Source organism: Ensifer sp. ENS07 (genome assembly GCF_014852185.1).
GTDB classification, from domain to species: domain Bacteria; phylum Pseudomonadota; class Alphaproteobacteria; order Rhizobiales; family Rhizobiaceae; genus Ensifer; species Ensifer adhaerens.
Map to the genome: position 1 here is coordinate 456508 of NZ_JACVBE010000003.1, position 14805 is coordinate 471312.

Below are 14805 nucleotides of genomic sequence, written 5' to 3' on the forward strand. Positions count from 1 at the left end.
AGAATCCGCCGCCAAGGACGAACGATCCCCGCGCGTTCAATCATTCAACAGTCATGAAGAGCCCGCGTACCAGGCTGTCCCTACCCGGCAGATCATTTGTCGGCCGCCCAGCCGCAAAGACAAGGACTCGCCATGCATTGCGGCCACTCACTCGGACAAGAACTTCAACGTGTGTTTCAGGGTATGTCACGGACTTGGCCGTTGCTCTTAGCGCCCGTTGCCCGTTGATCAATGTGGGTATCCAGCCCGACGTCAGTTTGACGTCGGTCGCAATCGCTTTCCCCAGAACATCAGCATAGGTTTGGTCATCCAGCCCGTCAAAGTTCATCACCTCGTGACCGAACAGGGCTTCCGCGGATAGGGTGTTCGAGGCGAAGTAGAATAATCGACCACTGTTCGTCTTCATCTCCTCGTCTGTCCATGTCCTGGCGATCTGCGTGTTCTTCTGCGTGATCGGGTTCCGCCAAACCCTCGTCGTCTCGATTTCGGTCTGGGCGTTTCTGTCGATCGCGTTGAGGACGATAATGCCGAAGAACAGTGCAGCCGCGCACGCAGCCCCCACACTCACGCGGGTTCCCGAGGGCTTCCCCTCGACTATTGCGAAGCCTTCGTCGTAGCTGGCGGCGTTGCCTGCTCCGACGCGGCGGCACTGATAAATCTGCGTGACGAGCGCGACGATCGGTATGCCTAGTCCCAGACCGAACACCCATACTTTCATTTCTCGGATCAGATGGAAGAAGAACTTGTTCCCGTCGGTGATTGAAGTGACTCGTATGCCGAGGATCGCCTTTCCCGGCGTTGTTCCCATCACGGCCATCATCATCGCGAGGATGACCCCCACGATAGGCAGCAAGGCAAGTCCGAGCAGTGTATTGTTTATCGACATAAGCTTGACGTAGGATGTCGGCGCATAGATGGCCGTGACTATGCCGATTGCAAAGGCTAGCGTGGGGCCCAAAAGCCAACAATCAATGGCACGCGCCCAGAAACGAGGCCATGGTCCGCTCGCTTCCGGACTTGACCACGAGTTCACCCGAATGCTCGTCGTCGGCGCATCATCCGTTGGAGGTGACGCATCATCCTTTCTTAAATGAACCGAAGCGGGAACAGACGGGGGGGTCGGTATCGGGGGCGGTGTCTCGGTGAACAACGACGCAAGGGCATCTCCTGCCGCCCGCCATCCATCAAACCCCGGTTTCCAGACAAGCGTTTCCCTTGAAATACCGCCGTTTCGAATAAGCTCCCCGATCTCCGGATCACTGACCGGGCCGAGCCGTTCCTGCCCCACGACGTAGTGCCACACAGTCATTCCATGCCCCCGAATAAAGTACACGCTCCACGTTGTAGCGGCTGCTAATGTAGATTTCAAATTGCGGCAACAAGTTTCAGCTAAAAGTTTAGTCGGGAGCGCCTTGGCTCTCTGAACGTCCCTTGATGGGGGGGTAATCCCCCTTCCAATAACGGGCTTCAAAAGTGCGAATCGATTGTTACGGAGCCGATTCGTTCCACGCAGCAACCACTTTGCTTTCAGAGGGTTGCTTAAATCCCAGGCGATCGAGAAGCCAGTGATCGCAATTCCGATGGATCGTCAACCTTAACCGCTTGCGTCTGCGGCAAACTAATTGCTCCGCGCGAAAGGCAACGGCGCAGCACGTCTGGCCGCCCTCTCCTATACTCGCTTTGGCTGCAATGCGGCAGTCGTGAGACAAGGAGAAGCTGCAATGAATGAAGTACTCGGAAACATTGGGCAAAATCCTCAGGTATCCAAGCGGGCCCTGCGTTCGCGAAGGTCGCCCGTCGTATTCATCAACGCCACACCGGAAGAAGCCGAGCAGTTCCAGGAAATCGTCGCGATTGATGACATCGACTACCTGACCCAGGCCGTCGCGTTGACCGCGTTATTCAACGGCGCGATCGACAATACGACCGGTCGCTTCATCCCTGGAAAGGCGAGAGAGTTGATCGCCAACTACAATGAAAGCCTCGACTCCGACAGCCAGCGGTATAAGATCGGCATCTTCAATACGCACCAGACGACGCTCACTCAGCAAAACAGTGCGGTGTCGGCGATGATCAACCAGATCCTCGAAACGCTGAAGAACGTCTTGGGTGTCGCGCTGGGCACGACTTCAGTGGCTCAGATGACCGCCGCAATTACGGACGCCTTCACAAACCTCGATGAGCAGTCAGGGGACGCGTGGATATTCTGGGAGAAGAAAACCAGCAACAAGACGACCTACAGCTACGCGATCCTTTTCGCTTTCCAGGATAGCTCGACCGGGAAGCTGATGTTCGCACTTCCCATGTCGTTGGAAATTGAAGTCGACGTCAGTTACGAACGCGTCCTCTTCATTACGGTCGAAGATAAGGAGACCTATTCTGTAAAGCTCGACACCATGAAAGTCGGACAGCTTCTCTTTCCCAAGTCTCCCGGCGCGAATGCCCTGCAGACGGCGCGTCGGCTCGGTGTTCGATCGGCTAAAGCCGATCTGCTTGCGGCGCCGGCTCCTATTTCGAACATCGTCGTCACGAACTGGGCAAAAACGACGACCTACGCGACGGCCGCAACGGGCGTTTACACGGAAAGCCACCCGCTCGTGCAGGTCATGGCTGTTCACCCCAATGTCTCCAACCCGCTACAGGACGGGAACAATTATCTGGTCTCCTTCACCATAAACGGCGTCCAGCAAACGCGCGGGCTCTTGCTGAACGGCATCATGCCTGACGGTGAGTTGTGGTTCGTGTCGATCTAGCTGCGATCCGAGCGTCGGTCCGGGTCGAACTCGGCCCGGATCGCGTCGGCAACCATAAGCAGCGCTGCTGCTATCGGCCCGGGCAGATCGTCGGTGGAGCCCGGCAACCACGCAGGGTTTGCTGCCCGGTAAATTTTGTGCGAGTCCATCGTTCCTCGACCCAGGACAAGCCAGTCCAGAGAGATATCCAAAACTTCGCAAATCCGAACGGCATGCTGCAATGTCAGGCGGTGTCCGCGCTTCCAACGACTGACAACACTGTCGTCGACGCCGATTTGGACCGCGAAAGCCATTTGTTTCTTCACACCTCTGGCTTCCAACGCGACCTTTAATCGATCCCCCGCGGACAACATTGAGGCTTCAAGTCTCCACGGTCGGTGAAATGGTTTCGAAACTGAGTCGGTCGCCGATGGTGGCGGTGTCCTGCTCGGACCGTCGTGACGCCGCACCCCCCCCAATAAGAGATGCTTTATGTTCGTCCAAGATGAATGCTTGGCAATATCACAACCTATCGGGGTGTATGCTTAACGATGGGAACATCGGCGTCTGAAATGCGACAGGAGATCGACCTTTACTTCGCTGAGAAAATCGTCGCGGGCTCAAGGCCGGCTATCCGGTGCCGAGGGTGAGGACCGCGCGACGTGCGCACCACCGCCAAGGGAGGACCCGTCTGCGGCGTTTTCGGAGGTTGTGACGCAAGCGGAATCGTCCCCTCGCGGATGGGACGACCGATCCCCTTGCAAGTCCGTCAACGCAATGTTCAATAGCGATGAACAACCTGGGGTGACAAATGCGCTATGTTCTTGCTGGCCTGTTGGCCATCGGTCTTGCTGGTCCTGCTGCGGCGGTCGAAATCATCCGGGAAGCGGGAGCCGACGGTATCGACTTCACCGTCACTGGCGTTCTCAACGAAGGCGACGACGCCGTCTTCAGGAAGGTCGCGGCTGCCTCGGAAAAAGCAATCGTCGTTCTCAACAGCGAAGGCGGAAGCGTCACAGCCGGGATCGAGATCGGCCGTGCCATCAAACTTAGGGGTTTCGCTACCGCCGTTGGCGGCCGTTCAGGTCCGGCGGAGCCAACGAGGGCTTGAAACTCGCAACTTCGAAGCCATAATCCGACCGTCTGTGAAGTCGAACGCTCAGACGGAAAGCCCTGGATTCTCACCCGTTGAATCCGGGGCTTTCTTTTAGGTGGCGGATAGTCGTCAGCGGGAAGGGCTAAACGGTAATTGCGACCTGCGACGAGTTTGCATTGCAGGCTAAGGTGTAAGCGAAAGCTTCACCTCGTAATCCGAGATAGCACCTTGGACCGCTTCCAGGAGCGGCACGAAGCCGCTCCAGTCAATCGTCGCTCGTTGCGGTCGCACAATCTGCCCGACCAAGTCGGCCTTGCCAAAGTAGGTCGCGCTATCGAAGTCATTTTTCTTGGTGAACTTCCGTGCTCCGATATTCTGAGCAGCTAACCAGGTCTGATCAAACAGGTCCTCTATGCACACGTCGGTCGCCCCGGGCTTGGGAAGCGGAATGATATAAAGATTGGAAACGAGATGGTAGAAGGGGCTGGGGACGCTAGTGTCCTTTTGCCAGCGGCTCCCGGCGGCTTTTAAGACGTCCCGACCCTCTTTATCGTTGTCAACGATCAGGATCACTGGCTGCTTCGGCTTCGTCTTGAAGCGGCCCATCAGCTTGGGGTATTCAGCGATGAACGATCTGAGTGGTGCGGCTCCCTCTCCGATCTGGTAAAACTTACGCTTGTCGGTGTGTTTATAGAAGTTTACGAGAACTTCCCCATCCCCAGATGGATCATACAGCTTTGGGTAAGCTGGACCGATCGTCTTTATCGCTGCTCGGATGTATAGGCCGTCGGTTATACCCTCTCCGACAATCATCGGCTTCTCGATGCCGTGAAAGGTCATGTAATTCATCATATTTTTGTACAGCGTGCTGAACGCTTTCTGTTGGTCGCAGAACAGCGCTTCGCGTTTCATGTACTCTATCGGAAATTGCTTCTTCGCCACGTGATCAAGCGGGATTTTAAGGCGACTTCGACGAACTGAGTAGATGAAGTCCAATCTACCTTGCAGCCGGTGAGGTGGGAGCACGGTCCACTTCCCTCCCTTCATCTCGTGGCAAGTACCCCCGGTAAAAAGGTGGTCACACATCGCACGAGCTAACTTGTAGTATGTGGCGGAGACGTTGACGGTTCGGTTTACCGTCAGTCCCGTGGCATCCTGTCTCGACGAGGCTACCTGCATGCGGCTCTTGTCATGGTTGACACGGAAGCCGGAGGCATACACTCGCGCCAGGAGGCCGTCTCCGGCGACCCATTCGTCCCTAGTTCCAGCAACCAACCTCGCTATTGCGGGCGGAAAACTTTCCTCGTTGGTCGAAAAGGTGAGGTCATCAGCGTACCGAGTGTAGCTGCAGTTTCCCTTCCTCGCCATCTTGTTGAGCTTGATGTCGAGCATGTGGCCGATGAAGTTCGAGATGATTGGCGAGGTTGGGGCGCCTTGAGGCAACTGGTTACGGAAGCACGTCAGTTGAGCGATCATGGTGGCGACCGCCGGATCCAGCCTGAAGTCAGTATCGAGCCGGAAGAAAGACCGGACCCTTCCGAAGCTGATTGAAGGGAAAAAGTCCTCGAGGTCTGTGTTGAACACAAACCTCTTGCCGACGTGCATCTGAGCGTTCGTGATAATGCTGTACTTGTCTTTGAAGCCGTGAGCCAAGACGTAAGGAGATGTTCGCGAGCCGTCGAACGACCCATTCACCCGGCGCTGTTCACGATCATTGTATATCTCTGCGAGCAGTCTGGATAATTTACCCTGGATCCTTTTCAAGCCATCGCGAGGAGCGCTGATATGACGCCAGCCTCCGCTCTTCTTGGGGATGCTGTATTGCTCGTACTTCCTAGCTGGTTCCGCCTTGTAAAGCCAATAGCTGAGGACTTTGGTCTGCTCACCAAGAACTGCGGCGAGTTGATCTAGCGATTTAACGTTGCTGAGGCGGGAAGAGGACTGGGTTACGATGGGAGGCAAGAAAAGCTCGCGGATACTCGTTGGCGATTGTCAGATAACGATAGAATTCGAACCGTGTCGGGTCATACTCTCGGAAAGCATTCACCGCCACAGCGCACTCAACCGTCGCGAAACACGACGGAAAAATCTATCCGCGAGCTCGAAGAGATTTACTGACTCGCGGAAGCTCGTCAACCTGAACGGCGTGGGAAACTGATTTTGCAACCGTCAGACAGTTTGGAAATTTACCTGGTCCGTGGATTGGGGCTCGGTGACTTATCGAGAGAAGGTTGCGGTCCGCCAAAGCCTCCTGGGGGCGGTCTGCGGGATGGCCAACATCGATTTCCTTCCTATATGAAACCAACCAATGCGAGGGGACGTTTGGTGGGCAGCCCCGCGCACACTGGCCTTCAAGACTGAATTTGGTGGTTGTCATGGAAGCTCTGGCAAGGCTCGACCAAGCACTCATCGACGCCGCGGAGAAGGCCCTCTTCGCTGGCAGGACCAAGCTTGGCTTATCCTTCCCGCGGGCGGTCAGCTTATGTGCTTCGATGACGGTCGTGATGTTGGCATTTTCAGCCTTCCTTTCGTCCGGCGATCTTCTCACAGTGAAAATTCCGCTTTTGGCACTGTACGCGGTTCTCGCGCTCGCCATGGGGAAGACGCTCTTTCGACAACTCGCATATTTCGACGCGAACTGGACCTCCGAGATCGAAAGAGGCTTCGCGAAGAGCGCCATGGAAAACAGAGTGAAGCTCCGACCCGTGCGGACCATATTCGGCGTTTTTGCCTTGATCTCAGTCCTGTTCACGTTGACCTTCTCGCTGAGGCTTCTTGAAGTGGGTGCGATTTCCACGATGAATGCCGGTCGCGACGTTCTTAGTAGTCTTCTCGGGATGCCGGTTCTTCTGACCTATCAGTACATAATGTGCGCCCGACCTTCCGGCAGGGTCACGGTTTAAATCGTCACGGACTTGCTCATCCAGTACGGTGACCGTGCAGCTCCATCCCGGACGCCAGCACAGGCAGCAGCGGCTTCAGCCGCGGACGCGGTTCATATCAGCGGAAAAGCTCCGCTCGCTAGCCACGGACGTAGCCGCGACGTGTTGGACTGACATCGCGACAATGGGAGCTATCGGTGGCGAATCAAAGGTTCGATGGCATCGAGGCGATCATCGATGCCGCCGCGATGACGCCGCCTGCGTTCGACGAGGCCGTGTACGTGATCGGGGCTCGATGGTTCATGCCTCCCTGCGCTGAGCACCCGATGGCCGCCGAGGCTTTCAGAACTCCATCGGAGACAGGACGGCACGAGTGGGTGGTCCTCTCCAGGCCGCCGACGCTGAAAAGGCGGCCGCGACGGATATCGCATACTTGAAAGCGGGAGAGTCGATCAGTACCGGGTCACCCTCGAACGCCTGGATGAGCGATGCGGGGCTGGTCTCTTCGCCCAAGGGAACGATACCGAAGCGAGTGCGCGCGCCAACCGCCATGGCGTCTGCGTAGGTGCAACTGGCCATCCTTTTCCATTCCGGATCGGCGTCACTCCTCTGCGCGTGATGATTTGAGCTTATTTTGGGGTGCCAAGAAGAATTGCGAGGTTAGGCACGGCTGCCGTACACGTTCCCTATTTGGCGAGAACAAGTTCGTCGGTGGCCTTCTCAATCATCGGGGTCTTTCGACGTCAGACGGGCGTCACATCGATCCAGACCGTCGGCGCACATTCGCTCACAACCGCCGACAACAAAACGCCGAAGTCTCGAAAGCGGGAAGCTTGTCGTGAATCTGGTCACCAGGACCTTGCGTTCCATTTCCTCGTGGAGTCGGCATGATTTGCATTCGACAACGACGATCTCGCCCTTGAGGGACCGCAGGGTGGCGACCTCTGGCACCGCGTGCGCCGCGCCGGACAATCCCAACGACACTCCTCGATACCGAGAACGCGAATTCAACACTCTTCGGTTTAGGGCCAAGTTTCTGTTCTCCGAAAAAATCCTGTGGGACCCCAGCGCCCCGGCGGACCCTTACGTCCTGATTCGTTTAGCGAATTCTCCGTACATCCTGAACGGTGCCTCGACACTGCTGATTTACCCCGCTTGACTCCGTCTTTCTAAGGGAACAGAAAGGGAACATCAACCGTTTTGGACCTGACGTCCGCTTTGCAACGCTAACAAAAGGAGGTTCGCGAATGATGACGCATGCGCGCGCCTCAAAACTAATCGACGACCTGCGAGAGAGGATCGCGCATCTTGAAGGCGGTTCTGGACGGAAGGCCGTCGTGTTGCCGTTCGGCGTTCGCGAGATAGACATGCGGTTACCCGGTGGCGGCCTGGCCTTCGGCGCACTGCATGAAGTGGCAGGCGGCGGCGCGGGCACGGTGGATGGCGGGGCCGCAGCCTTATTCGCGGCAGGGATCGCCGCGCGCTCCAAAGGGAAGGTTCTGTGGTGTTTGACGCGCCCCGACTTGTTCGCGCCAGCCGTCTCTCAAGCCGGACTGCATCCAGACCGCGTCATCTATTGCGAAGGCGACAGGGACGAGGATGTCCTGGCTTCGATGGAAGAAGGCCTGTCATTCGGCGGCTTCGCGGCCGTCGTGGGGGAGCTGGTTCGGTTACCGATGAACGCTTCCCGCCGTCTTCACCTTGCGGCCGAGAAGACCGGCAGTCTCGGACTGGTCGTCAGGAGGTGGCGACGGCAGACGGAAGCTTCCGACTACGGAAATCCAACGGCCTCGTCGACGAGGTGGCGTATCAGCGTCTTGCCGTCGGAGCCGTTGCCAGTGGCGGGCGTGGGGAGGGCCCGATGGCTGGCGGAACTGATGAGAGTGAAAGCAGGCGAGTGTGCTGAGTTCGAAATAGGAGCCTGTGATGCCAAGGGTCGTATCTGTATACTTCCCGTATCTTCCGACGGATCGTATTCGTCGGCATGGCGAGGGAGCCGTGCCAGCTGACAAGCCGTTGGTGGTTATCTCGAGATCGGGAGCAAAACGGTGGGTCTCTGCCGCCGACGTGGCCGCTCGCAAGTCGGGGCTGCGTGTCGAAATGCCAGCGAGCAAAGCCCAGGCAGTGGTTGCCGATCTAGTGATGATCGATGCCGACCCGGCTGCGGATGCCGCGGCTCTCGAACGATTGGCTCTCTGGGCGCTGAGGCAATACAGCCCTGTTGTCGCTGTCGACAATAACGACGGCATCGTGATGGACACGGAAGGCGCAGACCATCTTCGTGGCGGCGAGGAGCTTCTGATCTCAGGCCTTGTCAACTTGCTCAGAGGGCGCGGGCTTACAGCTCGGGCAGCAGTAGCCGACACTTGGGGTGCCGCACACGCGATAGCCAGATTGACGTCCGCAGAAACGACAGTAGTTCCTGTCGGCCAGGTCGCCAAGGCGGTCCTCGGTCTTCCCATACATTGTCTACGACTGGCGTCAGAGACCATTCAGAGTTTGCGAGTCCTTGGAGTCGAAACCGTTGGGGAATTGTCGGCGATGCCCCGCGCTCCCCTGACACTACGTTTTGGGCCGGAACCTGGACGACGGCTGGACCAGTTGTTCGGGCGTGTGGCTGAGCCGATCGAACCTCTCCGAACACCCGAGCTTGTCGAAGTCTCTCGCAACTTCCAGGAGCCGATCGGCGCGCCGGAGACGATCGAGAAGTACATCCGACGCTTGGTCGAGCAGCTGACGGCGGAACTCGAGAAGCGTGGGCTGGGGGTCCGCAGGTCGGACCTCGTCATCCATCGCGTGGATAACACACGTCAATGCCTAAGGGCAGGTCTCGCCAAGCCTGTGCGCGACCCGTCTCGTCTCTCGAAACTGTTGTGCGATCGCATCGAGAAAATCGACCCCGGTTTCGGGATCGAGAAGTTGGTCCTCGTGGCGATCGTGGCCGAGCCTCTCGAAGAGAAGCAAGTGGCGTCCTCGCTGATCGAAGAGGAGGTGGTCGACGTCACCCCGCTGGTGGACATCCTCGGCAATCGTGGTCAGCGACTCTATCGCCTGACGCCTGTTGCCTCAGATGTCCCCGAACGCTCCACAGTCCGCATCCCTGCGACGGCGGAGGAGACGGGAGCTGACTGGGCAGCGAAGTGGAGACGTCCTACACGGTTGCTTCCCCACCCGGAACGTATCGAGGTGGTCGCGTTGCTGCCCGATCAGCCGCCCGCCATGTTTACCTGGCGTGGCAAACGCCGTCGCGTCAAACGCGCCGACGGCCCCGAACGCATTTTTGGCGAATGGTGGCAGCGTCCCCGCGAAATGCAGGCCGTGCGTGACTACTTCGTCGTCGAAGACGAGGTGGGCGAACGCTATTGGGTCTATCGCGCCGGCGACGGGGTCGACATCGAAACAGGATCACACCGGTGGTTCATGCACGGAGTCTTCGCATGAACTATTCCGAACTCCAGGTCACAACCCACTTCAGTTTCCTTCGCGGCGCGTCGAGTGCCGAAGAGCTGTTCTCTCGGGCTGCCGAACTGGGCATCGAGGCCCTCGGTGTTGTCGACCGCAACTCGCTGGCTGGGATCGTGCGGGCATGGGAGGCTGCCAAGACGACCGGCGTTCGCCTGGTCGTCGGTTGCCGCCTCGACCTCGTGGATGGCATGTCGATCCTCGTTTACCCAACCGACCGGCCAGCCTATTCGCGCCTGACACGCCTGTTGTCGCTGGGGAAGAGCAGGGGCGGCAAGGGCAAGTGCATTCTCGATGTCGCGGACGTGGAAGCCTACAGCGAAGGGCTGATCGCAGTCCTCGTTCCCGACGAAGCCGACGATGTCTATGCGCAGCAACTCCGCAAGGTGGGCGCTATCTTTGGCGACAGGTCATACGTCAGCCTGTGCCTGCGCCGCCGACCGAACGACAGGCTTCGGCTCCACAATCTCTCGAACATCGCCTTTCGACACAAAGTGAAGACCGTCGTCACAAACGACGTCCTCTTTCACGATCCGTGCCGACGACAGCTGCAGGACATCGTGACCTGCATTCGAAACCGGACAACGATCGACGATGTCGGCTATGACCGCGAACGCCATGCCGACCGCTTCCTCAAGCCTCCGGAGGAAATGCACCGGCTGTTTCCGGAATACCCCGAAGCGCTGGCTCGGACGCGGGAGATCGTAAGCCGATGCAAGTTCGACATGTCCGAACTTCAGTATCAGTATCCGGAAGAGGCCATTGTCCCCGGGCTAGACGCTCAGCAGTCGTTGACCAAATTCACCTGGGAGGGGGCGGCGGATCGCTATCCCGAGGGCATTCCCTACAAGGTTCGCAAGGCTATCCTCCACGAACTCGAACTCATCCGGATCATGAAGTACGCGCCGTACTTCCTGACGGTCTACAGCATCGTCAGGTTCGCCCGTTCGAAGGATATCCTGTGTCAGGGGCGAGGCTCGGCCGCGAACTCGGCGGTGTGCTATTGCCTGGGCATCACCTCCATCAATCCCGAAACAGGCGATCTTCTGTTTGAGCGTTTCGTCTCCATGGAACGAAACGAACCGCCCGATATCGACGTCGACTTCGAGCATGCCCGTCGCGAGGAGGTCATTCAGTGGATTTACGAGACCTACGGGCGATCGCGATCGGCTCTCTGTTCCACGGTCACGCGGTACCGAGCCAAAGGCGCGCTCCGCGATGTCGGTAAAGCCCTCGGATTGCCGGAGGACCTCATTGGGCAGTTGTCGTCCGGCATTTGGGGATGGTCCCAGGAAGGGGTAGGCGAGAAGCAGCTCCGCGAAAACAACATGAACGCCTCGGACTACCGCCTCCGGCTCGCGCTCGAGCTGGCTGGCCAGTTGATGGGCGCGCCGCGGCACCTCGGTCAGCATCCGGGAGGCTTCGTGCTGACACAGGATCGCCTGGACGATCTCGTGCCGATCGAGCCGGCGGCCATGGACGACCGCCAGGTTGTCGAATGGGATAAAGACGACATCGAAGCTTTGAAATTCATGAAGGTCGACGTGCTCGCCTTGGGCATGCTCTCGTGTATGGCGAGGTCTTTCGAACTCTTGGCCGACCACAAGGCGCTGCCCATGGGACTGGCGGATATCCCCCAAGAAGACCAGCGCACGTACGCGATGATCAGGCGGGCAGATACCCTCGGCACCTTCCAGATCGAAAGCCGCGCCCAGATGGCCATGCTGCCCCGTCTGAAACCGAGGACGTTCTATGACCTGGTCGTGCAGGTGGCGATCGTCCGTCCCGGGCCGATCCAGGGCGACATGGTCCATCCATACCTTCGTCGCCGCGAAGGAAAGGAGAAGGTCGAGTACCCGACACCCGAACTTGAAGCTGTCCTCGGAAAGACGCTGGGCGTCCCGCTTTTCCAAGAGAGCGCCATGAAGGTCGCGATGACCTGCGCGGGTTTCACAGCTGGCGAGGCCGACCAGCTCAGACGCGCCATGGCCACCTTCAAATTTACGGGCGGCGTCAGCAAGTTCAAGGACAAGCTCGTCCACGGGATGGTCGCCAATGGTTACGCCCCGGACTTCGCGGAGAGGACGTTCGCGCAGTTGGAGGGGTTCGGGAGTTACGGTTTCCCCGAGAGCCATGCGGCATCGTTCGCGCTTATCGCGTATGCGAGCTCCTGGGTTAAGTGCCATCATCCTGATGTCTTCTGTACGGCGTTGATCAATAGCCAGCCGATGGGGTTCTACTCGGTCGCTCAGATCGTGACCGATGCACGCAACCACGGCGTCGAAGTAAGGCCCGTCTGCATCAACGCTTCTCGGTGGGATTGCACGATGGAAAAGATCGGAAACACCGATCGTTTCGCCGTCCGGCTTGGTATGCGCATCGTCAAGGGGCTGCCGCAGAATGAGGCGGCACGAATTGTCCTCGCCCGCGCGGATCAACCGTTTGAAAGCGCGGACGACATGTGGCGACGCTCCGGCGTCCCGACCGCATCGCTGGTGAAGCTCGCCGAGGCCGACGCTTTCCTGCCGTCGTTGAACTTGGAACGGCGTCAGGCCCTCTGGGACATCAAGGCGTTGCGCGACGAGCCTTTGGAACTATGGGCGGCGGCGGCCGAGCGGGAAGCTCGCACCGTCTCCGAAATACAGGAACCCGAGGTCACGCTGAAATCCATGGCGGAGGGCAGGGAGGTTGTCGAAGACTATTCCCATACCGGGCTTACCCTGCGGGCGCATCCGATGTCGTTCCTCCGTCAGGACCTCCAGGCAAAGCGGATCGTTACCTGCGCCGAGGCCATGGGTGAGCGGGATGGTCGATGGCTTTGGACGGCTGGATTGGTGCTCGTTCGTCAGCGCCCCGGGTCTGCCAAAGGCGTCATGTTCCTAACCCTTGAAGACGAGACCGGGATTGTAAACGCGGTAGTCTGGCCCTCTCTGTTCGAGCGCCAGAGGCGGATACTGATGACGGCATCTATGCTGGGAATTCACGGGAAGATTCAGCGCGAAGGCGAGGTTGTCCACCTTGTCGCCCAACGGCTCTTCGACTTCTCCGGGGACCTGGCAAGCCTGGGTGAACGGGATGGCGCATTCCCGCTGCCGCATGGGCGTGGCGATCAGGTCAGGCACGCAGGCGGACCCGATCCGCGCGAGAATCCCAAGCCCGCCGTGCGCGCGAGGGATATCTACATTCCGGACTTGCACATTGACACTTTGAAGGTGAAATCCAGAAACTTCCACTAGGACCGCCTCGGGGAACTTGAAGCACGATGTGTTGCTTCGGTATTTGACTGAAGCCTCGCCCGACGTCGTTTGCCTCCAGGAACTCAAAGCTCCTGACGCCAAGTTCCCGGCAAAAGCGATTGAAGCAGCAGGTTACGGTGCAATCTGGCACGGCCAGAAAAGCTGGAACGGTGTTGCTATTCTGGCGAAGGGAGAGCAGCCCCTGCTCACCCGCCAGGGTCTGCCTGGAGATTCTGAGGACCTCCACAGCCGGTACATCGAAGCGGCGATTGGCGGCATGGTGATCGGTTGCTTGTATTTACCGAACGGCAATCCCTATCCCGGCCCAAAGTTTGACTACAAGCTCCATTGGTTCGAGCGCCTAGCGGCCTATGCCGCCGAACTGCTTGAATTGGATGTCCCTGTTATCCTTGCCGGCGATTACAACGTGATGCCAACGGAGCTGGACGTGTACAAGCCGGAGCGATGGACCAACGACGCCCTTTTCCGCGTCGAAGTCCGGGACGCCTATCGCAAGCTCGTCGACCAAGGTTGGACGGATGCTCTGAGGCACCTCCATCCTGGCGAGCGAATCTACACGTTTTGGGACTACTTCAGGAATGCTTTCAGCAGGGACGCAGGCCTGCGTATCGATCACTTCCTTCTAAGCCCCCAGGTGGCTGCGCGGCTCCGTAGAGCAGGGGTCGACAAAGAAGTCCGGGGCTGGCAACACACGAGTGATCACGCGCCCACGTGGATCGAGTTATCCGACAAGAAGAGCAAACGGAGAAAGCACGATGGCCGAAGACTGGAAAGCTGAAGTTCGTCTAGGTTTGGAGGAACTGGTTGACAAAGCCGTGGTGCTTGGCGCGCGGCAAGCAGACGTCTTCGCCGCTATCGAAGAAGAGCTGGCCCGTCTCCGCGTAGCGATGGAATACGACCCCGACCCGGCAGACGACAGCTCGACACGAATTCTTGGTGAGCCAGCGAACGACTGGCCAGGTGCCCAAAGGTAACCCACGCAACACGCACGACAATCGCTATCAGCTCTTAGCGCGCTGGACGTCCATGTCGCTACGATGTCGCGGTCATCGCTACCGGGCTGGTGACGAGCGAAAGGTTGTGCGGGCGTTTCACCCAGATGATGGAGGGGACGATCTCGCGCTGCTCTGCCGCTTGGCCGACAAATGGGAGAGCCCGCTCCTCGATATCCACCGGCTTGGGTCTCACCTTGATTGACGCAGCCAGATCAGCTTTCGCGCTCACAAATGGCGTTGTCCGCGGCTTCTCCTGTCACAAATCCGCATGCTTCCATGAAGACCCACGCCTGTAACCAATTGTTGATATCATCTACCTGGAGCCGCTCTACGTCGATCTTCGGGAAAGGTGGTGTTGTAACGACGCGTCGCCGCCAAATG

The 14805-nt window shown here is 58.5% G+C and carries 12 protein-coding genes; 8 read left to right on the plus strand and 4 right to left on the minus strand.

The genetic code is table 11. The annotated features are described in order from the left end of the window. Positions 1-40: 40 nt before the first annotated feature. Positions 41-1309 carry an RDD family protein gene (locus IB277_RS14675; RefSeq protein WP_192371252.1) on the minus strand — a complete coding sequence of 423 codons (1269 nt, stop codon included), beginning with the start codon at positions 1307-1309 and terminating at the stop codon, positions 41-43. Between the two features lie 412 nt (positions 1310-1721). On the opposite strand from IB277_RS14675, the gene IB277_RS14680 reads away from it, so the two are divergent. Continuing rightward, positions 1722-2753 (plus strand): hypothetical protein, encoded by a 1032-nt coding sequence (locus IB277_RS14680; protein WP_192371253.1) that lies wholly within the window; start codon positions 1722-1724, stop codon positions 2751-2753. Here the strand turns inward: IB277_RS14680 and IB277_RS14685 are convergent. Then, on the minus strand, positions 2750-3106 hold the full coding sequence (locus IB277_RS14685) for a helix-turn-helix domain-containing protein (RefSeq protein WP_256436304.1): 357 nt from the start codon (positions 3104-3106) through the stop codon (positions 2750-2752). The genes IB277_RS14680 and IB277_RS14685 overlap by 4 nt on opposite strands. Positions 3107-3543: 437 nt before the next feature. Here IB277_RS14685 and IB277_RS14690 point away from each other — a divergent pair, with 437 nt between their 5' ends. Continuing rightward, a complete protein-coding gene (locus IB277_RS14690; protein WP_192371255.1) occupies positions 3544-3843 on the plus strand; it encodes a hypothetical protein in 300 nt (99 codons plus the stop codon). Positions 3844-4011: 168 nt separating this feature from the next. On the opposite strand, the gene IB277_RS14695 is transcribed toward IB277_RS14690, so the two are convergent. Continuing rightward, positions 4012-5790 carry a retron Ec67 family RNA-directed DNA polymerase/endonuclease gene (locus tag IB277_RS14695; protein WP_192371256.1) on the minus strand — a complete coding sequence of 593 codons (1779 nt, stop codon included), beginning with the start codon at positions 5788-5790 and terminating at the stop codon, positions 4012-4014. Positions 5791-6203: 413 nt separating this feature from the next. Between IB277_RS14695 and IB277_RS14700 the strand changes: the two genes are divergently transcribed. From IB277_RS14700 to IB277_RS14725, 6 genes are all read left to right on the plus strand, one after another. Continuing rightward, positions 6204-6731: a hypothetical protein gene (locus IB277_RS14700; protein ID WP_192371257.1), complete on the plus strand. Its 528-nt coding sequence runs from the start codon at positions 6204-6206 to the stop codon at positions 6729-6731. A gap of 1226 nt (positions 6732-7957) precedes the next feature. Further along, positions 7958-8719, plus strand: a complete 762-nt coding sequence (locus IB277_RS14705) for an ImuA family protein (RefSeq protein WP_192371258.1) — start codon at positions 7958-7960, stop codon at positions 8717-8719. Further along, positions 8637-10151 carry a DNA polymerase Y family protein gene (locus IB277_RS14710; RefSeq protein ID WP_192371259.1) on the plus strand — a complete coding sequence of 505 codons (1515 nt, stop codon included), beginning with the start codon at positions 8637-8639 and terminating at the stop codon, positions 10149-10151. Before IB277_RS14705 ends, IB277_RS14710 begins: the two co-directional genes overlap by 83 nt. Continuing rightward, entirely contained in the window at positions 10148-13408 is a 3261-nt protein-coding gene (locus tag IB277_RS14715; RefSeq protein WP_192371260.1) for an error-prone DNA polymerase, read from the plus strand. Before IB277_RS14710 ends, IB277_RS14715 begins: the two co-directional genes overlap by 4 nt. Positions 13409-13424: 16 nt before the next feature. Beyond that, the gene (gene xth, locus IB277_RS14720; RefSeq protein ID WP_192371261.1) at positions 13425-14207 is read left to right on the plus strand and encodes an exodeoxyribonuclease III; all 783 of its coding nucleotides are present in this window, start codon (positions 13425-13427) and stop codon (positions 14205-14207) included. Further along, positions 14185-14403 carry a hypothetical protein gene (locus IB277_RS14725; protein ID WP_192371262.1) on the plus strand — a complete coding sequence of 73 codons (219 nt, stop codon included), beginning with the start codon at positions 14185-14187 and terminating at the stop codon, positions 14401-14403. Before xth ends, IB277_RS14725 begins: the two co-directional genes overlap by 23 nt. A gap of 58 nt (positions 14404-14461) precedes the next feature. Here IB277_RS14725 and IB277_RS14730 read toward each other — a convergent pair whose 3' ends face one another. Further along, the gene (locus IB277_RS14730; RefSeq protein WP_192371263.1) at positions 14462-14653 is read right to left on the minus strand and encodes a hypothetical protein; all 192 of its coding nucleotides are present in this window, start codon (positions 14651-14653) and stop codon (positions 14462-14464) included. Positions 14654-14805 lie beyond the last annotated feature (152 nt).